The organism is Allobosea sp. RAF48 (genome assembly GCF_052114025.1).
In the GTDB taxonomy this organism is placed as follows: Bacteria; Pseudomonadota; Alphaproteobacteria; order Rhizobiales; family Beijerinckiaceae; genus Allobosea.
Window position 1 is genome coordinate 1 of sequence record NZ_JBFRDZ010000005.1, and the last position, 17924, is coordinate 17924.

A 17924-nucleotide genomic window follows, 5' to 3' on the forward strand; every position below is an offset into this window, starting at 1 on the left:
GCCGCCGGCCATGAGATCAAGGTCGGCCGCTTCAACTTCGTCGCCAACGGCAAGGCGGTCGCGCTCGGCGAGGACAGCGGCCTCGCCAAGACGATCTTCGACGCCAAGACCGGCAAGCTGCTCGGCGCCCATCTGGTCGGCCCGGAAGTGACCGAGCTGATCCAGGGCTTCGTCGTCGCGATGAACCTCGAGACGACCGAGGAAGAGCTGATGCACACCATCTTCCCGCATCCGACCCTGTCGGAGGTGATGAAGGAGAGCGTGCTCGACGCCTACGGCAAGGTGCTGAACGCCTGAGGGTTCACCTTCGGGCGCTGGGCTCGCGGCGGTCGTTGGGGTACTCGCGCGTCATGCTCGGGCTTGACCCGAGCATCTCGTGACAAGAGTACGCCTGAGCCTCATCCTGCAAGAGATTCTCGGGTCGTCGCTTTGCGCCGCCCGAGAATGACGCTTCGACTTGGCGCCGGCCTGCCTGCGCTCCATATTGGCGCCATGCCGCCTCGCACCCGCAAACCGCCCAAACCCGACCGCGTCGTTCGCGACGAAGAGGTTGAGGTTCTGCCGCCGCGCCGGACGCTGCCGCTCGACTGGAGCGTCGTGTTGCCGACCGTGGCGTTCGGAACCGTCACGGGCTTCGTCGCCAGCCTCGTGGTTGGTGGTGGCGGGTTGATCCGTCATGCCGTCGTCGGCGTGCTCGGCATGCTGGTCGGGCAGGGCATCGTGCGGCTGACCGGCTGGCGGCTGAATACCGGCTACGGCTTTCTCGACGATGCCGGCATGGCTGTGCTGGGCGCGATCCTCGTCATCCTGCTGGCGCGCTTCATTGCCTGACCGGAACCGCCGGCCGCCGTCATCGTTATCCGGCGCATTCGCGCATGGCTAGGGGGACTTCTTCGATGGAAAGCTTTGCCGCCACCATGGCCCAGCCGGGCTACGGTTTCTTCATGACGCTGCTGATCGGCGTGCTCGCCGGCTGGATCGCCGAGCGCCTGACCTCGTCCGATCACGGCCTCTTCACCAACATGCTGGTCGGCGTCGCCGGATCCTTCGTGGGAACGAGGGTGGCAGAACTCCTGCAGATTCCGGTCTTCGGCTTCTGGCGCACGCTGATCGCAGCCATTGCCGGCGCGGTCATCATCATCGCGATCTGGAATGCGGCCCGCAGCCGCAGTTGAGGCCGTCCAGTGCGGCCCGGCAGTTGCGGGAGCGAGCTTTGGGGATTAGCTAGGGAGGAGCCGGCAGTGCCGGCTCCTGCTTTTGAAGCCCGGACCCCGACATGGCGCTTGTTCTCGACCTGCTGAACCGCGATCCGCGGCCCAACGCCGGCAATCCGAAGGCGCAGCCGGCCCCAGTTGCGGGCGAGGTGCGCCATCCGGAGAAGCAGAAGCGCCCGGAAAACCCCGTCCTGCGCAAGCCGGACTGGATCCGCGTCAAGGCGCCGGGCTCGCCCAAATGGGCCGAGACCAAGGCGATCGTGAAAGCCGAGAAGCTGGTCACGGTCTGCGAGGAGGCCGGCTGCCCGAATATCGGCGAGTGCTGGGAAAAGAAGCACGCCACCTTCATGATCATGGGCGACACCTGCACGCGGGCCTGCGCCTTCTGCAACGTGAAGACCGGCGTGCCGCAGGCTCTCGACCTCGAGGAGCCACGGAAGGTCGCGGAAGCCGTCGCCAAGCTCGGGCTCGAACATGTCGTCATCACCTCGGTCGACCGCGACGACCTCAAGGACGGCGGCGCCCAGCATTTCGCCGAGGTCATCCACGCGATCCGCAAGGCCTCGCCCGGCACCACGATCGAGATCCTGACGCCCGACTTCCTGCGCAAGCCCGGCGCGCTCGAGGTCGTCGTGGCGGCCAGGCCCGACGTCTTCAACCACAACCTCGAAACCGTTCCGGGCAAGTACCTCAAGGTGCGGCCGGGTGCGCGCTATTTCCATTCGCTCAGGCTGCTGCAGCGGGTGAAGGAGCTCGATCCGACGATCTTCACCAAGTCCGGCATCATGGTCGGCCTTGGCGAGGAGCGGAACGAGGTGCTGCAGTTGATGGACGACCTGCGCTCGGCCGAGGTCGATTTCATGACCATCGGCCAGTATCTCGCGCCCTCGCGCAAGCACCACGCCGTGATCCGTTTCGTCACGCCCGACGAGTTCAAGAGCTTCGAGACCATCGCCTATGCCAAGGGCTTCCTGATGGTGTCCTCGACGCCGCTGACCCGCTCCTCGCACCATGCCGGCGAGGATTTCGCGCGGCTGCGCGCGAACCGGGCGGCGCGGCTGGGCCAGTAACGGCAGCGCTGCCATGCCGATGTTCAACAGCACCCGCCGGGTGAAGCATTCGCCCGAGCAGATGTTTGCGCTTGTGGCGGATGTCGAGAAGTACCCGCTGTTCCTGCCGCTCTGCGAGGGGCTGGCGGTGCGTCGGCGCACGTCGCGCGAAGGCGGCGGCGAGGTGCTACTGGCCGACATGACCGTCGGCTACAAGGCCATCCACGAGACCTTCACCAGCCGCGTCACGCTCGATCCGGCGAACCTCAAGATCCTCGTCGAGTATGTCGACGGTCCGTTTCGCCATCTGGAGAACCGCTGGACCTTCAAGCCGCTCGAGACGGGCTGCGAGGTCGGCTTCTTCATCACCTACGAGTTCGCCAGCCGCATGCTCGGCATGCTGATGGGCGCGATGTTCGACAAGGCCTTCCACAAGTTTTCGGAGGCCTTCGCGCGCCGGGCCGATCTGGTCTATGGCGGAGCCGCGTCAAAGGCAGTGACGGGTACCTGATCTCGACGCGCAGCCGACGCTCGGCCAGCGGTTGATGCCTCCCGGCGATCTGGCACCGCCTTCCCCGCTGAGGCAGTTCAGCGCGCAGCGTCCCGCAGCAGCTCGAGCGCGACGATCACGGAGAGCCGCCGGATCTCGTCGCGCGACAAATTCCCGAAGCGCATTTCGCGGTGCACGGTCCCGGCGGACGTCGCACAGGCAAAATGCACGAGGCCGACCGGCTTGCGCTCCGTTCCTCCGCCCGGACCTGCGACCCCGGTGATCGCGACGGCCAGATCGGCGGACAACCGGGCGCGGCCGCCTTCGGCCATGGCGCGCGCCACCGGCTCGCTGACGGCACCATGCGCTTCGAGCAGTTCAGCCGCCACATCGGCGAGTGCCGTCTTGGCTGCGTTCGAATAAGTCACCAGACCGCCGTTCACGACATCGGAGGAGCCGGCAATCGCCGTAAGCGCTCCCGCGACGAGGCCGCCTGTGCAGGATTCGACGGTGGCGACCCTGAGACCGGCTTCACGGCACATTGCCAATACGGTCTCGGACAGCGTCGTGACTTCGGCATCGAACATCGCGCTACTCCGCTTCGGGCAACCGGATCGTCGCCGTTCCCAGTGCGACGAGGCCCTCGCGCCGGCCCGTGAAGCCCATGCGCTCGGAGGTCGTCGCCTTGATTGCGACCTTCTCGACCGGAATGCCGGCGGCCGCTGCAATCGCAGCGCGGATGGCCTCGCGATGCGGCCCTACCTTCGGTGCCTCGCAGACGATCGTCAGATCGAGATGGTCGATGCGCCCGCCGCGCAGGCGCACCCGTTCGGCGGCAAAAGCCAGGAACTGCGCTGAGGCAGCACCGCGCCATTGCGGGTCGCTCGGCGGGAAATGCGTGCCGATATCGCCATCGGCCAGCGCACCGAGCAGGGCATCCGTCAGGGCATGGAGCGCCACGTCGCCATCCGAATGGGCGACGACGCCGTGGTCATGGGCGATCCCGACGCCACCGAGCCAGACATGGTCGCCCGGACCGAAGGCGTGGACGTCATAGCCGGTGCCGACCCGCGTCACGAGCGTCTGGCCGGGGCGCGCATCCGTGCGGCGGAAATCCGCGGCATGGGTCAGCTTGATGTTGGCGAGTTCGCCCTTGAAGGTCGCGACCAGGTGGCCGGCCCACTCCATCAAGGCCGCATCATCGGTGAAGCCGTGCAGCGAAGCCGTTTCGGCTGCCTCATGCGCCGCCAGGAGGGGCCTGAAGCGGAAAGCCTGCGGAGTCTGGACGGTGACGAGCTGGTCGCGCGACGGGGTCTCTGCGACATGGCCGCCGGCGTCGATGCGCTTGACCGTGTCCGTGACCGGCAGCGCGGGGATGGCCGCCAAACCGGTTTCGCCGAGCGCGCGGATCGCCGCGCCGATCAGCGCCTGCGAGACGAAGGGGCGGGCGGCGTCGTGGACCAAAACGATACCGTCGAAACCCTCGCGTGCAAGCGCGAGCAATCCGCGTCGCACCGAATCCTGCCGGGTCGCACCGCCCAGCGTCGGAGCCGCAAGCCGGTCGTCGTCGACCCCGGCGACAGCATTGGCGTAGCGGATTTCGTCGTCCTCACCGATGACGACCACCACGCGGCCGATCGCGCGTTCGGCCAGAAACGGGGTGAGCGCGCGCGCGAGGACCGGAACACCGTCGACGAGCCGATACTGCTTCGGCTCGCCTGTGCCCGCGCGCAGCCCGCGCCCGGCAGCGACGAGCAGGGCCGCCACCGGAATGCGGCTATCGGCGCGGCCGGAAGCGGGGATGGATTCTGCAGGATGGCTGTTCATGCGGCAGCCATAGCCAATTCCGTCCGCACAGGGCAGGGGGTCTGTTGTCGCTGCAGTGCAACATAAATCTGTACACCCTTGCGCTCCTGCAGCATTGTCCAATAAATATGCATGCTGAAAGTTGCCTCAAAAGCAGGCTGGGCCGTTTGAACATCGCAGGAATATCAATCGAATCCCGCGCCTTTCTGGCGCCGATGTCCGGCGTGACCGATATCGTCATGCGCCGGCTGGCAGCACGCCGCCATGCCGGGATCGTCGTTTCGGAAATGGTGGCATCGGACGAATTTGTCCGAGGCAGCGAGGAAGCGCGCATCCGCGCCGAGGGCGAGGGTGTCTCGCCCCATGTCGTCCAGCTCGCCGGATGCGACCCTTATTGGATGGGCGAGGCTGCAAGGCTGGCCGAGGCCAACGGTGCGGCGATCGTCGACATCAATATGGGCTGCCCGGCAAAGAAGGTGACCGGTGGCTGGGCAGGCTCTGCGCTGATGCGGGATCTCGATCACGCCGTGGCGCTGGTCGAGGCGGCTGTCGCCGCCACCACGGTGCCCGTGACGGTCAAGATGCGGCTGGGCTGGGACGACGCCTCCCGCAACGCCCCCGAGCTCGCGCGCCGCGCCGTCGCCGCAGGGGCGCGGATGATCACCGTCCACGGCCGCACCCGCCAGCAATTCTACAAGGGCAAGGCCGACTGGCGCGCCATCGCCGCCGTGCGGGCGGCCGGTGATTTTCCGCTGGTGGCGAACGGCGACATTCACGATGTCGCCGATGCCGAAGCCTGTCTCGCCGAGTCGGGAGCCGACTTCGTCATGGTTGGACGGGCGGCACTCGGGCGCCCCTGGCTGGTCGGCGAGATCGGGGCCGCACTCGACGGCCGCAAGCTGGCGCCCCTGACCTTGGCCGACAAGCTCGGCGTCGCGCAGGAACACTATGAAGGGCTGCTGACCTTGATGGGAACGGCGCATGGCGTGCGCCACGCCCGCAAGCACCTCGCCGCCTATGCCGACGAGGCCGTGGCGGAGGGCTGTGAGCCGAATCCCGAGCTGCGGCGGACGCTGCTCACTTCGGAAGATCCTCGCCAGGTCCTCGCGGCGCTTGCGGGGCTGTTTTCGACGGAACGAAGCCGCGAAGCGGCATGAGACGGAAAGGAAGGGCCGATGACGGCGATGTTTGCCGACAAGGGGCTCGCGAGCGGGCGGACCTATTTGCTCGACGCTATCGAGGTTCAGACGTTGAATGTCCTGCCGATGCCGGTCCTGGTCATCGGCGAAGGGCACGTGGTCATCTACGCGAACACAGCGGCTGAGGATTTTTTCCAGTCGAGCGCCGCCGTGCTCAAGCGCCAGCGCATCGACGATCTCGTCGCCTTCGGCTCGCCGATCCTGGGATTGATCGAGGAGGTGCAGCGCCGTGGCGCGAGCGTCAGCGAATACCGTCTCGACTTTGGCTCGCCGCGCCTCGGCAGTGATCGTACCGTCGATGTTTTTGCCTCTCCGTTGCCCAGCCAGGGCGACGCCGTCGTCCTGATGCTGCAAGAACGGACAATTGCTGAAAAAATGGACAGGCAATTGACGCATAGAGGGGCAGCTCGTTCAATCACCGCACTCGGCGCCATGCTCGCCCATGAGATCAAGAACCCGCTTTCGGGCATCCGCGGAGCGGCGCAATTGCTCGAAGGCTCGATCTCGGATGCGGATCGAATGCTGACCCAGCTCATCTGCGACGAGACCGATCGCATCGTGAAGCTGGTCGAGCGTGTCGAGCTCTTCGGCGACGAGCGGCCGAGCGAACGCGACCCGGTCAATGTCCATGACGTGCTCGATCATGTGAAGCGCCTGGCGCAGTCGGGTTTCGCCCGCCACATTCGCTTCTCCGAAGTCTACGATCCCTCCCTGCCGCCTGTGTCCGGCAATCGCGATCAGCTCGTCCAGGTCCTGCTGAATCTGGTCAAGAACGCCGCCGAAGCCATTGGCGGACATGCGATCGACGGCGAGGTCACGCTGTCGACGGCCTATCGCCCGGGCATCCGCATGCAGGTTCCCGGATCGTCCGAAAGGATCGCGCTGCCGCTCGAAATCGTCATCCGCGACAACGGCCCGGGCGTGCCGCACGACCTCGTCCAGCACCTGTTCGATCCCTTCGTCACCACCAAGGCACAGGGAAGTGGCCTTGGACTTGCACTCGTCGCCAAGGTGATCGGCGACCATGGCGGAATCGTCGAATGCGAGTCCGTCCCCCGCCGCACGCAATTCAGGATCCTTCTGCCGCTGCACCAGCTTGGTCAGGGCAGTCAACGCAAGGCCTAATCGAACACATGCCGACCGGTCATATCCTCGTTGCCGACGACGACGCCGCGATCCGCACCGTCCTCAATCAGGCGCTCGCCAGGGCCGGCTATGAAGTCCGCACCACCGGCCAGGCCGCGACATTGTGGACCTGGGCCGCTCAGGGCCTCGGCGATCTGATCATCACCGACGTCGTGATGCCGGACGGGAACGCCTTCGACCTGCTGCCGCGCATCAAGCGCGTGCGGCCCGAACTGCCGATCATCGTGATGAGCGCGCAGAACACCTTCATGACGGCAATCAAGGCGTCCGAGCGCGGCGCCTATGAATATCTGCCGAAGCCCTTCGACCTGAAGGAACTCGTCGCCATCGTCGGCCGCGCCATGTCGCGGCCCCGCGGCGAGACCGCACGCAGCCACGCCGCCGAGCCCGAGGACATCCCGCTGATCGGCCGCTCGCCCGCGATGCAGGACGTCTACCGCGCGCTCGCCCGCCTGATGCCGATCGACCTGACCGTGATGATCAACGGCGAGTCGGGCACCGGCAAGGAGCTGGTGGCGCGGGCGCTGCACGACTACGGCAAGCGCAAGAACGGTCCTTTCGTCGCGATCAATATGGCGGCGATCCCGAAGGACCTGATCGAATCCGAATTGTTCGGTCACGAGAAGGGCGCCTTCACCGGGGCGCTGACGCGCTCCTCCGGCCGCTTCGAGCAGGCGGAAGGCGGCACGCTCTTCCTTGACGAGATCGGCGACATGCCGATGGAGGCACAGACCCGCCTCCTGCGCGTGCTCCAGCAAGGCGAGTACACGACCGTCGGCGGGCGCACGCCGATCAAGACCAATGTCCGCATCATCGCGGCGACCAACAAGGATCTGCGGATCTCGATCGCGCAGGGGCTGTTCCGCGAGGACCTGTTCTTCCGGCTGAACGTCGTGCCGATCCGGCTGCCGCCTCTGCGCGAACGCGTCGAGGACATCCCGGATCTCGTCCGCCATTTCTTCTCGCTGGTCGAGAAGGAGGGACTGCCGCGCAAGCAGGTCGATTCGGAAGCGATGGACGTGATGCGTCGCTACCGCTGGCCCGGCAACGTCCGCGAGCTGGAGAATCTGGTCCGCCGCCTGGCTGCGCTTTATCCACAGGAGACGATCACCGCCCCGATCGTCGAGGCCGAACTGCAGCCGGCAGCGGCCGGGGCGGGATATTCGAGCAGCCCGGCCGCCCCGGAACGCGCCGAGACCCTGTCCGGCTCTGTCGAACGCCATCTCAGCCAGTATTTCGGCGGTTTCGGCGAGAACATCCCCCCGCCGGGCCTCTATCACCGCATCCTGCGCGAGATCGAGCCGCCGCTGATTGCCGCGGCGCTGGCCGCGACGCGCGGCAACCAGATCCGGGCTGCCGAGCTGCTCGGCCTCAACCGCAACACCCTGCGCAAGAAGATCCGCGAGCTCGATATGCAGGTTGTCCGCTCGCCGCGGTGAGCGGCCGGAACGCCCGCCTTGTCCATGTCATATTTTGACAACACCGTTGCGGCGGCGCATCAGTCGCGCCCGTAGGTGCCGCCATGCTTCGGCGGCGCCGCATCGGAGTTGTCAGAACACGTGTCCGCTTCCGCAACTGAAGCCAGAATGATGCCGCGCGGCGAGGAGAAATCCCGCCGCGTTTCCGGCTGGATCGGCGGGATCATCGTCTTCCTGGCGCTGGTCTCGGCGCTGCTCACCTTCCTCGTCCTGTCGGGCGCGACGCCGATCGCCCCGGTGCATGAGGTCGTGATCGGCGTCTTCGTCCTCAACGGACTTCTGATTCTGGCCCTCCTGGTCGTCGTCGCGATCGAGGCAGCCGTGCTGATCCGGGCCCGCAAGGCGGGCGCCGCAGCCGCCGGGCTGCATGTGCGGATCGTCGGCCTTTTCAGCATCGTGGCAGCCTTGCCGGCCGTGCTCGTCGCGATCATCGCAACCGTCACCATCGAACGTGGCCTGGAGCCCTGGTTCTCGGACCGGATGCGGGATGCGATCTTCAAGTCGGTCGAGGTCGCGGATGCCTATGCCGCCAGCCAATGCCGCTCGCTGGGCCGCGAAATCCGTGTGCTCGCCGATGATTTGACGCGCGCCAAGCCCGCCTATGACGCCGACCGCAAATGGTTCGAGAATTTTCTGACCTCGCGCGCAACGGCGCTCGGCGTCCCGGTCGCTGCGATCATGCAACCGCCGGACAAGGTCCTGGTGCGCGCCAACATCGACGTGCTCAAGGACGCCCCCAAGCCCGATCAGGCCGCTTTCGACGACGCCCAGTCGGCGCCCGAGCCGATCTGCGTCATTCCGCGCACCGGCAGGGTCTTTGGCGCGGTGATGAAATTGCCCGCCTATGACAACAGCTTCCTGCATATCGCGCGGGAGGTCGATCCGCTGGCGGTCGAGTTCCCGGCGGTCGCTCGCGGCGCGGCTGTCGAATACCTCTCGATCGACGCCCGCCGCAAAGGGGTCCAGGTCGCCTTCGCTTCGATGTACGGGCTGATCGCGCTGATCCTGCTGCTCTCGGCAATCTGGCTTGGCCTCAGCTTCGCCAACGGGCTCGTCGCTCCGATCAGGCGGATGATTCACGCGACCGACCAGGTCTCCAGCGGCAATTTCTACGTCCAGGTGCCGATCCGAAGATCGGAGGGCGATCTTGCCCATCTCGGTGAGACCTTCAACAAGATGACGGCGGAGCTGCGCCGCCAGCGCGACAGCCTGGTGACGGCGAGCGAGGTCATCGACAGGCGCCGGCGCTTCACCGAGACCGTGCTCTCCGGCGTCTCTTCCGGCGTGCTGAGCCTCGACGGCGATGGCCATATCACGACGATCAATCGCTCGGCCGAAGCGCTCCTCGGTACGGGTGGTCGCCTGCTGGGCAAGCCGATCGCCGAGATCGCCCCCGAGGTCGCGGCCCTTGTCGCCGAGGCCCTGCAGGGCAGGCAGCGGCAGATTTCGGGGCAGGCGACGCTGACGCGCGCCGGACAGGAGCGAATGGTCAACATCCGCGCCGTACGCGAAGGCGAGGGGCTCAGCGCCGGTCTCGTGGTGACGCTCGACGACATCACCGACCTCGTCTCCGCCCAGCGCACGGCCGCCTGGGCGGACGTCGCGCGACGCATCGCGCATGAGATCAAGAATCCGCTGACGCCGATCCAGCTTTCGGCCGAGCGGATCAAGCGCCGTTTCGGCCGCGTCATCATCGAAGGCAAGGATGTCTTCGACCAATGCACCGACACGATCGTGCGGCAGGTCGAGGATATCCGGCGCATGGTCGACGAGTTCTCCTCCTTCGCCCGCATGCCGAAGCCGTCGCTGGCGCGCGAGGACATCGTCGAGACGGTTCGTCAGATCGTCTTCCTCTGGCGGGTCGGCAATCCGGAGACGACGATGGAGGAGAGCCTGCCGGCGGAAGCCGTCTTGGCCCGTTTCGACCGCCGCCTGATTTCCCAGGCCCTCACCAATGTCATCAAGAACGCGACGGAAGCGATTGAGGCGGTCCCGGCCGACGAGCGCGGCCGGGGTCGCATCGATGTCCGCGTGGAACGGCGTGACGACGGGCGCGTCGTCATCGAGATCATCGACAACGGCAAGGGGCTGCCGGCCGACCAGCGCCAAAAGCTGCTGGAGCCCTATATGACGACGCGCGAAGGCGGGACCGGTCTCGGCCTCGCCATCGTCGGCAAGATACTGGAGGACCATGGCGGCGGCATCGAACTGCTCGACCGCCCGGACGCCTCCAGCGGGGCGAGGGGCGCCCGTATCCGCCTCTGGTTCCCCGAAGCCGGCCCGTCCGAGGCCGATGGCGGCGATGATGCCGCCCAACCGGGCACCGGCCCGGTCAATCACGTTTCGCAGAATGGGATAGGTTGATGAGCGCTGACATCCTGGTGGTGGACGACGAAGTCGATATCCGCGATCTGGTCGCCGGCCTTCTCGAGGACGAAGGCTACCGGACCCGCAAGGCGGGCTCGGCCGACGAGGCGCTGGCCGCGATCGCGGCGCGGCGGCCGAACCTCGTCTTCCTCGACATCTGGCTTCAGGGCAGCCGCCTCGACGGCCTGCAGGTGCTCGAGCTGATCAAGGAGAGCCACCCGGATCTTGCCGTGGTGATGATCTCCGGCCACGGCAATATCGAGACGGCCGTTTCCGCGATCAAAAGCGGGGCCTACGACTTCATCGAGAAGCCGTTCAAGGCGGACAGGCTCGTCCTTGTCGCGGAACGGGCGCTGGAAGCGTCGCGGCTGCGCCGCGAGGTGCGGGAGCTCAAGACCCGCTCGGTCCAGGCCAACCGCATCGTCGGCCGCACGACCGTCGTCAACCAGCTCCGCCAGACCATCGAGCGGGTCGCGCCGACCAATGCGCGCGTCCTCATCACGGGCGAGCCGGGCTGCGGCAAGGAACTGGCGGCGCGAACGCTCCACGAGGCGTCGACGCGCTCGCACAGCCCCTTCGTCGTCATCAATGCTGCGACGATCACGCCAGAGACGATGGAGGAGGAGCTCTTCGGCGTCGAAAACGGCGACGGTCGCTCGCGCCGGATCGGCGCGCTTGAGGAGGCGCATGGCGGCTCGCTCTATATCGACGAGATCGGCGACATGCCGCGCGAGACGCAGAACCGCATCCTGCGCGTGCTGGTCGACCAGAATTTCCAGCGCGTCGGCGGCGCGACACGGGTCCATGTCGACGTCCGCATCATCTCCTCGTCGAGCCGCGATCTTGCGCAGCTGATCGCCGAGGGGCACTTCCGCGAGGATCTCTATCACCGCCTCAGCGTCGTGCCGATCCGCGTGCCCGCGCTCTCCGAGCGGCGCGAGGACGTGCCGGAGCTGATCGAGTTCTTCATGGACCAGATCTCGGTGGCGAGCGGCCTGCCCAAACGGCGGATCGGCTCCGATGCGATGGCCGTTCTGCAGTCGCATGAATGGCCGGGCAATGTCCGCGAGCTGCGCAACAACGTCGAGCGGCTGATGATCCTGACCAAGGGCGACCCGACTGCAGAGGTTACGATCGAGATGCTGCCGGCCGAGGTCGGAGCGATGGTGCCGACGACGCCGTCGGGCTCCGGCGGCGAGCGGCTGATGAGCCTGGCGCTGCGCGATGCGCGCGAGATCTTCGAACGCGAGTATCTGATCGCCCAGATCGCGCGCTTCTCGGGCAACATCTCGCGCACCGCCGAATTCATCGGCATGGAACGCTCCGCATTGCACCGGAAGCTCAAATCGCTCGGCGTCGGCTAGGCCTTTATTCGCGGGCATGTGTGCGCGCAACGCAAGCGCACATGCGAAAAAACGCGGTATTGCTGCACTTGCGTTGAAAGCAAACTCGACGATCTAATGGCTCGTCGGTGTTCCGAGGCTGGCGGAATGCGCCGCCGGCCTGAACGGAACGAACTGGATCGCGGGCGTAAACCGATCGACGATCCCAACAACAGGGACTTCCTATGGCCGCAGAGCGGGCACAGAACCTTCAGGACACCTTCCTCAATCATGTTCGCAAGCAGAAGATTCCGCTGACTATTTTCCTGGTCAACGGCGTGAAGCTGCAGGGCGTCGTCACCTGGTTCGACAATTTCTGCGTGCTGCTGCGCCGTGACGGTCACTCGCAGCTCGTCTACAAACATGCGATCTCGACCATCATGCCCGGTCATCCGGTGCAGCTGTTCGAGCCCGAGGACACGGACAAGAACTGACTTGGCGGCAAGCCGCGACAGCGACAAGGAGCGGGCGGCCGTGAAGCCGCTCGACGAGATCGAACGCGACATCGCGGCGAATACGCGCGCCTTTGTCGTGGGGCCCTATCTGCAGAAGCGCGGCGTCGCAGCCGACGCCAACCAGCGCTCCTTCGCAGCGCGCCTCGACGAGGCCGTAGGCCTTGCGGCCGCGATCGACCTGACGGTCGTGGAGCCGGTCCAGGTGCTGCTCACAGCGTTGCGCCCCGCGACCTATCTAGGCAAGGGCAAGGTTGACGAGCTCGCCGAGCGCATCAAGATCGAGGAAATCGGCCTCGTCGTGATGGACTGCGCGCTGTCGCCGGTTCAGCAGCGCAACCTCGAAAAGGCCTTCGGCTGCAAGGTCATCGACCGCACGGGCCTGATCCTCGAGATCTTCGGCCGGCGGGCGCGGACCAAGGAGGGCGCGCTCCAGGTCGAGCTTGCGCATCTCAACTACCAGAAGAGCCGATTGGTGCGGTCCTGGACCCACCTCGAACGCCAGCGCGGCGGATTCGGCTTCCTCGGCGGCCCCGGCGAAACCCAGATCGAGGCCGACCGGCGCATCATCCAGGAGCGCATGACCAAGATCGAGCGCGATCTGGAGAGCGTGAAGCGGACCCGTTCTCTGCACCGCGCAAGCCGGAAACGCGTGCCGTATCCGATCGTTGCGCTCGTCGGCTACACCAACGCCGGAAAATCGACGCTGTTCAACCGGCTGACGTCGGCCGAGGTGCTGGCGCAGGACATGCTCTTCGCCACGCTCGATCCGACGGCTCGGGCGATCAAGCTGCCGCATGGCGCACGAATCATGCTCTCCGACACCGTCGGCTTCATCTCCGACCTGCCGACGCAGCTCATCGCCGCGTTCCGCGCCACGCTGGAGGATGCGATCGAGGCCGATGTGCTGCTGCATGTCCGCGACGTCTCGCACGAGGACACGCAGGCGCAGGCCGCAGATGTGCAGGCGATCCTGCGCGACCTCGGCATCAACCCGGATGACGGCCAGCGCGTCATCGAGGTCTGGAACAAGGCAGATCTGCTCGATCCCGCCGAGCGCGAGCGGCAGCTCGGCGTTGCCTCGCTGCGGCCGGCCGAGACGCGCCCGGTCCTCGTTTCGGCGCTGACCGGCGAGGGAATCGATCGCCTGACCCGCGCCATCGAGACCCGGATCGCCTTGAGCCGCCCGGTCTACGCGCTCGAGCTCGCGCCTGGCGATGGCAAGTCGCTGGCCTGGCTGCACGCCAACGGCGAAATCCTGGAGCGTGAAGACGCCGAGGATGGCGGGCTGAAGCTCATCGTCCGGTTGCCGCCGGAGCGGGAAGGAGCCTTCACCGCTCGCTTTCCCGAGGCCGTTCGGCAGTAAGGCCGACAGGCTTCGTTCTCGGGCGGAGCGAAACGCAGACCCGAGAAACTCATGACGAGAGGCGCTGGTTTCCGAGATGGTCGGATCGAGCCCGACAATGACGGCTGTTCCGGCTAGCCGCCTGCCTTCTCATCCTGCTTCACACGCTGCCAGAGGGCTTCCAGCTCGTCGAGCGTCACATCCTTGGCGCTGCGCCCCTGGGTTTCGAGCTGCTCCTCGATGCCCTTGAAGCGGCGTTCGAACTTCGCATTGGCAGCGTTGAGGCAACCTTCGGGGTCGGCGTTGACATGGCGGGCGAGATTGGCGACGACGAAGAGCAGATCGCCGATCTCCTCCTGGATCGCCGCCTTGTCGCCGCTGGCCAGCGCTTCGTCGATTTCCTGGGTCTCCTCGCGGATCTTGTCGAGCACGAGCCGGGCATTGTTCCAGTCGAAGCCGACGGTCGAGGCGCGGGCCTGCAGCTTCCAGGCGCGGGTGAGGGCGGGCAGGGTGTGCGGCACGCCGGCGAGGACACTTCTGTCCTCCTGCAGCGGCGGCAGGCCGGCTGCTTCGCGCGCCGCCGCCTTGGCGGTCTTCTCCTCCGCCTTGATCCGGTGCCAGAGCACCTTCACCTCCGCCGGCGAGAGATCGCGCACATCGCCGAAGACATGCGGATGCCGGCGGATCAGCTTGCTGGTGATCGCTTGCACCACATCGGGGAAGGCGAAGGACCCTTCCTCCTCGGCCATACGGGCATGAAAGACCACCTGCAGGAGCAGGTCGCCCAGCTCATCCTTGAGGTCGAGCTTGTCGCCGCGCGCGATCGCATCGGCAACCTCATAGGCCTCCTCGACGGTGTAGGGAGCGATCGACGCGAAGTCCTGCTCCAGGTCCCAGGGGCAGCCGGTCCCCGGCGTGCGCAGCGCGGCCATGATCGCGATCAGGCCGTCGATCTCACGAGAAGGCTTCAACGCTGCATGTCTCCGTGGATTCGGGCAGGGCATTGCGCGACAATGGGAAACCGGCTTTTCGCTGAGGCAATGCGCAAAACTTTGATAATCCTCCTCCCATGATTCAAGCCACCCCGTCCATCGCGATCGACGAGAGCGAGATCGAGGAAAGCTTTGTGCGTGCGTCGGGCCCGGGCGGCCAGCACGTCAACAAGGTCTCGAGCGCGGTTCAGATCCGCTTTGATGCGCGCCATTCACCATCACTGCCGAATGATGTCGCGATCCGGCTGATGAAGCTCGCCGGCAGCAAGCTGACGCAGGACGGCGTCATCGTCATCGTCGCGCAGACGCATCGCAGCCAGAAGCGCAACCGCGAGGAGGCGGTGGAGCGTCTGCTTGAATTGATCCGCGCCGCCGCCGTGCGCCCTCAGATCAGGCGTGCGACGAAGCCGACCAAGGCATCGAAGGAACGCAGGCTCGCTTCCAAGGAGAAGCGCTCGGGCGTCAAGGCCGGACGGCAGAAGCCGGGATCCGACTAGCATGGCAGAGCAGGACGAGGGGCGAGGGCAGGGCGCGCGCCCCGCCCGGGCACCACGGCGAATTACGTCGGATTATCTCCAGCGCGCGGCGATGCACTATCTCGAACGTTATTCCGCGCCGGCCGCGCAGTTGCGCCGGGTGCTGGCGCGCAAGATCGTTCTGAGCTGCCGCCATCATGGTGAGGACCCGGCGCTTCACGGCGCCGCGCTCGATGATGTCGTCTCGCGCTGTATTGCCTCCGGGCTGGTAGACGACCAGCGTTTCGCCGAAGCGAGGGCTGCAACGCTCCGTCGCAGGGGCCGTTCGGCGCGCGCCGTCGCCGCCACGCTCGCCGCGAAGGGTGTGGCCCGCGAGCTCGTGGAACGGGTCAGCAGCGTCGACGACGACGAGGAGTTGGCCGCCGCCCGGAAAGCCGCGCGGCGCAAAAGGCTCGGTCCGTGGTCGCGCGGTGACCGGGCCGCGAGCCGTCAGAAGGACCTCGCAGCGATGGCGCGAGCTGGCTTCGCGATCACGGTTGCCCGTGTCGTCATCGACGGTTCAGGAGACGAGGATGCGAACTGCGGCACGCCGATCTGATGGACCGCCAAGCGCATCCAATCAGGTCGGAATGCAACGTTGCTTGGTCGCATCCCACACCCCATCCTGACAGGGCACGGTCGCGAAATCGGTAAAGAGACCTACCGCCAGTAGCGCGGCAAAAGCGGCCAACGCGATCGCCAAGCCAATGACGGCCAGTCTCATCATGCTCCATTCCTCTCCATCGGGCCCATCGTTCAGGCCGACGTGACAAGGAAGGGTGGCAGCAAGCTGCCGGCCTCACTCCAGCTTGACCTGCGCCTCCTTGACGACCTTGCCCCAACGCTCGACCTCGGCCGTGACGAAGCGACCGAAGGCTTCGCCGCTAAGGCTCGGGATCGGCGAGCCGTTCTTCTTCCAGGCCGCATCGATGGCCGGCGACTTCAGCGCTTTCTCGACCTCCGTCCGCATCCGCGCGACGATCTCAGGCGGCGTTCCCCTGGGAGCCCAGAGCGCATACCAGGTCGAGACCTCATAGCCGTCGAGCCCGGCCTCTCTGGCAGTCGGAACATCTGGCACGGCCTCCGAACGCCTGGGCGCGGCGACGGCCAGCGCCCGCAAGGCGCCGCTCTGAATCTGGGCTGCCGAAGAACCGAGCCCGTCGAACAGGATATCGACCTGCCCGGCGACGGTATCCTGCAAGGCCGGCCCTGCGCCGCGATAGGGCACATGGGTCAGCTTTGTTCCCGTCGACAGCTGGAACAGTTCGCCGGCGAGATGATGCGTCGTGCCGTTTCCGGCCGAGGCGTAGTTCAGCTTTTCCGGGTTCTTCTTCGCGAAGTCGATCAGCTCGGCCACGGTCTTGGCCTGAACCTTGTCAGGATGGACGACGATGACCTGTGGCGGCTGGGCGATGACCGCGATCGGCATGAAATCGGCCTCGATGCTGTAGTCGAGCTTCGGATAGAGCGCTGGCGCGATGGCGTGATGCGCCGCCCCGACGAAGAAGCTGTATCCGTCGGGCTTTGCCTTTGACGCAGCGGAGGCCCCGACCGTCCCGCCAGCGCCACCGCGATTCTCGATGATGATGCGCTGGCCCAGTTGCTGGTCGAGTTGCGCTGCAAGCGGCCGTGCAAAAGCGTCGGTACCGCCGCCGGCAGGGAAAGGCACGATGAAGGTGATCGGCCGTACGGGCCAGGCTTCCGCCCATGCAGGAGCATGCAAGGCCAGAACGGATGCGGCAGCGGTCGCCGCGATGAAATATCGCTTCGTGATCATCAGCTCTCTCCCTGGGCAAGGCTCTTGCTGGCCTTCGCTGCGTATCCGACGATGCGGACTGTCCTGGGGATTAGGCCATCGGGCCAATCCGTTTGGCAAGCGCGGGGCCAAGGGGGTACCGGTCGCGCGATCTCGACTTTGGGCATTGGCAGGCGAGGCACCATGAGCCGGCTCGACAGTTTCATTCGCCGCCTGGAGGCTCAGCGCAGTGTGCTGAACTGGGCAGCTGATTTCGTCGCGGACAAGGACGGCTTGATCCTGGAGCTGGGCCTCGGCAATGGCCGAACATACGACCATTTGCGCGAGAGGTTGCCGGGTCGCGCGATCCATGTATTCGAGCGCTCGCCCAGCCCCAATCCGCGATCGATGCCGCCGCAGCACCTCCTCATCGTCGGCGAGATGGAACAGACGCTGCCGGCCTTCGCGGCCCGGCATGGCGCCGCGGCGAGTTTGATCCATGTCGATGTCACGACGGGTGTGCCCACGCGCGACCGGGTGGCCTTTGCATGGCTGCCGGAACAAGTGGCGGCGCTCGCGCGCCCCGGCGCGCTGATCGTCAGCGGCTGGCCGCTCGACGATCCGGCGTTCGAGGCGGTGCCGCTTCCCATCGACATACCCGAAGAGCGCTACTTCGCGTATCGGCGCCACGGCGCCGGCTAAGTCGACGGCGGAAGGGGTGCCGAAGACGTCAGCCGGCAGATCTGCGGAGCAA

General features: G+C 66.3%; 19 protein-coding genes and 1 pseudogene. 15 read left to right on the forward strand and 5 right to left on the reverse strand.

The window, feature by feature from the left end; translation table 11 throughout:
* From AB4Z10_RS10875 to AB4Z10_RS10895, 5 genes and pseudogenes are all read left to right on the forward strand, one after another.
* Window positions 1-297 (forward strand): annotated as a pseudogene (locus AB4Z10_RS10875) (dihydrolipoyl dehydrogenase); the annotation flags it as partial.
* Window positions 298-444: 147 nt separating this feature from the next.
* Window positions 445-831, forward strand: coding sequence for a GlsB/YeaQ/YmgE family stress response membrane protein (locus AB4Z10_RS10880; protein ID WP_441470417.1), 387 nt, complete (start codon window positions 445-447; stop codon window positions 829-831).
* A 65-nt stretch (window positions 832-896) separates the two neighbouring features.
* Window positions 897-1175 carry a GlsB/YeaQ/YmgE family stress response membrane protein gene (locus tag AB4Z10_RS10885; RefSeq protein WP_441470418.1) on the forward strand — a complete coding sequence of 93 codons (279 nt, stop codon included), beginning with the start codon at window positions 897-899 and terminating at the stop codon, window positions 1173-1175.
* Window positions 1176-1276: 101 nt separating this feature from the next.
* Window positions 1277-2284 carry a lipoyl synthase gene (gene lipA / locus AB4Z10_RS10890; RefSeq protein ID WP_441470419.1) on the forward strand — a complete coding sequence of 336 codons (1008 nt, stop codon included), beginning with the start codon at window positions 1277-1279 and terminating at the stop codon, window positions 2282-2284.
* 13 nt (window positions 2285-2297) lie between these two features.
* Window positions 2298-2774 (forward strand): type II toxin-antitoxin system RatA family toxin, encoded by a 477-nt coding sequence (locus AB4Z10_RS10895; RefSeq protein WP_441470420.1) that lies wholly within the window; start codon window positions 2298-2300, stop codon window positions 2772-2774.
* A gap of 77 nt (window positions 2775-2851) precedes the next feature.
* Here AB4Z10_RS10895 and AB4Z10_RS10900 read toward each other — a convergent pair whose 3' ends face one another.
* Both AB4Z10_RS10900 and AB4Z10_RS10905 read right to left on the reverse strand, forming a co-directional pair.
* Window positions 2852-3340, reverse strand: a complete 489-nt coding sequence (locus AB4Z10_RS10900) for a CinA family protein (protein ID WP_441470421.1) — start codon at window positions 3338-3340, stop codon at window positions 2852-2854.
* A gap of 4 nt (window positions 3341-3344) precedes the next feature.
* Window positions 3345-4580, reverse strand: a complete 1236-nt coding sequence (locus tag AB4Z10_RS10905) for a bifunctional 2-C-methyl-D-erythritol 4-phosphate cytidylyltransferase/2-C-methyl-D-erythritol 2,4-cyclodiphosphate synthase (RefSeq protein WP_441470422.1) — start codon at window positions 4578-4580, stop codon at window positions 3345-3347.
* Between the two features lie 107 nt (window positions 4581-4687).
* Between AB4Z10_RS10905 and dusB the strand changes: the two genes are divergently transcribed.
* The 7 genes from dusB to hflX all read left to right on the forward strand — a co-directional run bounded on the left by dusB (window position 4688) and on the right by hflX (window position 13949).
* Window positions 4688-5716 (forward strand): tRNA dihydrouridine synthase DusB, encoded by a 1029-nt coding sequence (gene dusB, locus AB4Z10_RS10910; RefSeq protein ID WP_441470423.1) that lies wholly within the window; start codon window positions 4688-4690, stop codon window positions 5714-5716.
* Between the two features lie 27 nt (window positions 5717-5743).
* Window positions 5744-6883 (forward strand): two-component system sensor histidine kinase NtrB, encoded by a 1140-nt coding sequence (locus AB4Z10_RS10915; protein ID WP_441470743.1) that lies wholly within the window; start codon window positions 5744-5746, stop codon window positions 6881-6883.
* A gap of 8 nt (window positions 6884-6891) precedes the next feature.
* The gene (gene ntrC / locus AB4Z10_RS10920; RefSeq protein WP_441470424.1) at window positions 6892-8343 is read left to right on the forward strand and encodes a nitrogen regulation protein NR(I); all 1452 of its coding nucleotides are present in this window, start codon (window positions 6892-6894) and stop codon (window positions 8341-8343) included.
* A gap of 120 nt (window positions 8344-8463) precedes the next feature.
* Window positions 8464-10746, forward strand: a complete 2283-nt coding sequence (locus AB4Z10_RS10925) for a sensor histidine kinase NtrY-like (protein ID WP_441470425.1) — start codon at window positions 8464-8466, stop codon at window positions 10744-10746.
* Window positions 10746-12113, forward strand: a complete 1368-nt coding sequence (ntrX, locus tag AB4Z10_RS10930; RefSeq protein WP_441470426.1) for a nitrogen assimilation response regulator NtrX — start codon at window positions 10746-10748, stop codon at window positions 12111-12113. The genes AB4Z10_RS10925 and ntrX overlap by 1 nt, the downstream gene beginning before the upstream one ends.
* 203 nt (window positions 12114-12316) lie before the next feature.
* Window positions 12317-12565, forward strand: coding sequence for an RNA chaperone Hfq (gene hfq / locus AB4Z10_RS10935; protein ID WP_055726983.1), 249 nt, complete (start codon window positions 12317-12319; stop codon window positions 12563-12565).
* A 1-nt stretch (window position 12566) separates the two neighbouring features.
* The gene (gene hflX, locus AB4Z10_RS10940) at window positions 12567-13949 is read left to right on the forward strand and encodes a GTPase HflX (protein ID WP_441470427.1); all 1383 of its coding nucleotides are present in this window, start codon (window positions 12567-12569) and stop codon (window positions 13947-13949) included.
* 113 nt (window positions 13950-14062) lie between these two features.
* Here hflX and mazG read toward each other — a convergent pair whose 3' ends face one another.
* A complete protein-coding gene (gene mazG / locus AB4Z10_RS10945; protein WP_441470428.1) occupies window positions 14063-14899 on the reverse strand; it encodes a nucleoside triphosphate pyrophosphohydrolase in 837 nt (278 codons plus the stop codon).
* Window positions 14900-14997: 98 nt separating this feature from the next.
* Between mazG and arfB the strand changes: the two genes are divergently transcribed.
* Together arfB and AB4Z10_RS10955 are read left to right on the forward strand one after the other, a co-directional pair.
* Window positions 14998-15417: an alternative ribosome rescue aminoacyl-tRNA hydrolase ArfB gene (gene arfB / locus AB4Z10_RS10950; RefSeq protein ID WP_441470429.1), complete on the forward strand. Its 420-nt coding sequence runs from the start codon at window positions 14998-15000 to the stop codon at window positions 15415-15417.
* Window position 15418: 1 nt separating this feature from the next.
* A complete protein-coding gene (locus tag AB4Z10_RS10955; RefSeq protein WP_441470430.1) occupies window positions 15419-15994 on the forward strand; it encodes a regulatory protein RecX in 576 nt (191 codons plus the stop codon).
* A gap of 21 nt (window positions 15995-16015) precedes the next feature.
* Here AB4Z10_RS10955 and AB4Z10_RS10960 read toward each other — a convergent pair whose 3' ends face one another.
* The gene (locus AB4Z10_RS10960) at window positions 16016-16162 is read right to left on the reverse strand and encodes a hypothetical protein (protein ID WP_441470431.1); all 147 of its coding nucleotides are present in this window, start codon (window positions 16160-16162) and stop codon (window positions 16016-16018) included.
* A 72-nt stretch (window positions 16163-16234) separates the two neighbouring features.
* Window positions 16235-17212 carry a Bug family tripartite tricarboxylate transporter substrate binding protein gene (locus AB4Z10_RS10965; protein ID WP_441470432.1) on the reverse strand — a complete coding sequence of 326 codons (978 nt, stop codon included), beginning with the start codon at window positions 17210-17212 and terminating at the stop codon, window positions 16235-16237.
* A gap of 162 nt (window positions 17213-17374) precedes the next feature.
* Here AB4Z10_RS10965 and AB4Z10_RS10970 point away from each other — a divergent pair, with 162 nt between their 5' ends.
* Entirely contained in the window at window positions 17375-17872 is a 498-nt protein-coding gene (locus tag AB4Z10_RS10970) for a class I SAM-dependent methyltransferase (protein WP_441470433.1), read from the forward strand.
* The last annotated feature ends 52 nt before the right edge of the window (window positions 17873-17924 follow it).

Coding starts and splice junctions, on each gene's coding strand:
- AB4Z10_RS10880 (WP_441470417.1), top strand. CDS start 445: ATGACGCTTCGACTTGGCGCCGGCCTGCCTGCGCTCCATATTGGCGCC.
- AB4Z10_RS10885 (WP_441470418.1), top strand. CDS start 897: ATGGAAAGCTTTGCCGCCACCATGGCCCAGCCGGGCTACGGTTTCTTC.
- lipA (WP_441470419.1), top strand. CDS start 1,277: ATGGCGCTTGTTCTCGACCTGCTGAACCGCGATCCGCGGCCCAACGCC.
- AB4Z10_RS10895 (WP_441470420.1), top strand. CDS start 2,298: ATGCCGATGTTCAACAGCACCCGCCGGGTGAAGCATTCGCCCGAGCAG.
- AB4Z10_RS10900 (WP_441470421.1), bottom strand. CDS start 3,340: ATGTTCGATGCCGAAGTCACGACGCTGTCCGAGACCGTATTGGCAATG.
- AB4Z10_RS10905 (WP_441470422.1), bottom strand. CDS start 4,580: ATGAACAGCCATCCTGCAGAATCCATCCCCGCTTCCGGCCGCGCCGAT.
- dusB (WP_441470423.1), top strand. CDS start 4,688: ATGCATGCTGAAAGTTGCCTCAAAAGCAGGCTGGGCCGTTTGAACATC.
- AB4Z10_RS10915 (WP_441470743.1), top strand. CDS start 5,744: ATGTTTGCCGACAAGGGGCTCGCGAGCGGGCGGACCTATTTGCTCGAC.
- ntrC (WP_441470424.1), top strand. CDS start 6,892: ATGCCGACCGGTCATATCCTCGTTGCCGACGACGACGCCGCGATCCGC.
- ntrX (WP_441470426.1), top strand. CDS start 10,746: ATGAGCGCTGACATCCTGGTGGTGGACGACGAAGTCGATATCCGCGAT.
- hfq (WP_055726983.1), top strand. CDS start 12,317: ATGGCCGCAGAGCGGGCACAGAACCTTCAGGACACCTTCCTCAATCAT.
- arfB (WP_441470429.1), top strand. CDS start 14,998: ATGATTCAAGCCACCCCGTCCATCGCGATCGACGAGAGCGAGATCGAG.
- AB4Z10_RS10955 (WP_441470430.1), top strand. CDS start 15,419: ATGGCAGAGCAGGACGAGGGGCGAGGGCAGGGCGCGCGCCCCGCCCGG.
- AB4Z10_RS10960 (WP_441470431.1), bottom strand. CDS start 16,162: ATGATGAGACTGGCCGTCATTGGCTTGGCGATCGCGTTGGCCGCTTTT.
- AB4Z10_RS10965 (WP_441470432.1), bottom strand. CDS start 17,212: ATGATCACGAAGCGATATTTCATCGCGGCGACCGCTGCCGCATCCGTT.
- AB4Z10_RS10970 (WP_441470433.1), top strand. CDS start 17,375: ATGAGCCGGCTCGACAGTTTCATTCGCCGCCTGGAGGCTCAGCGCAGT.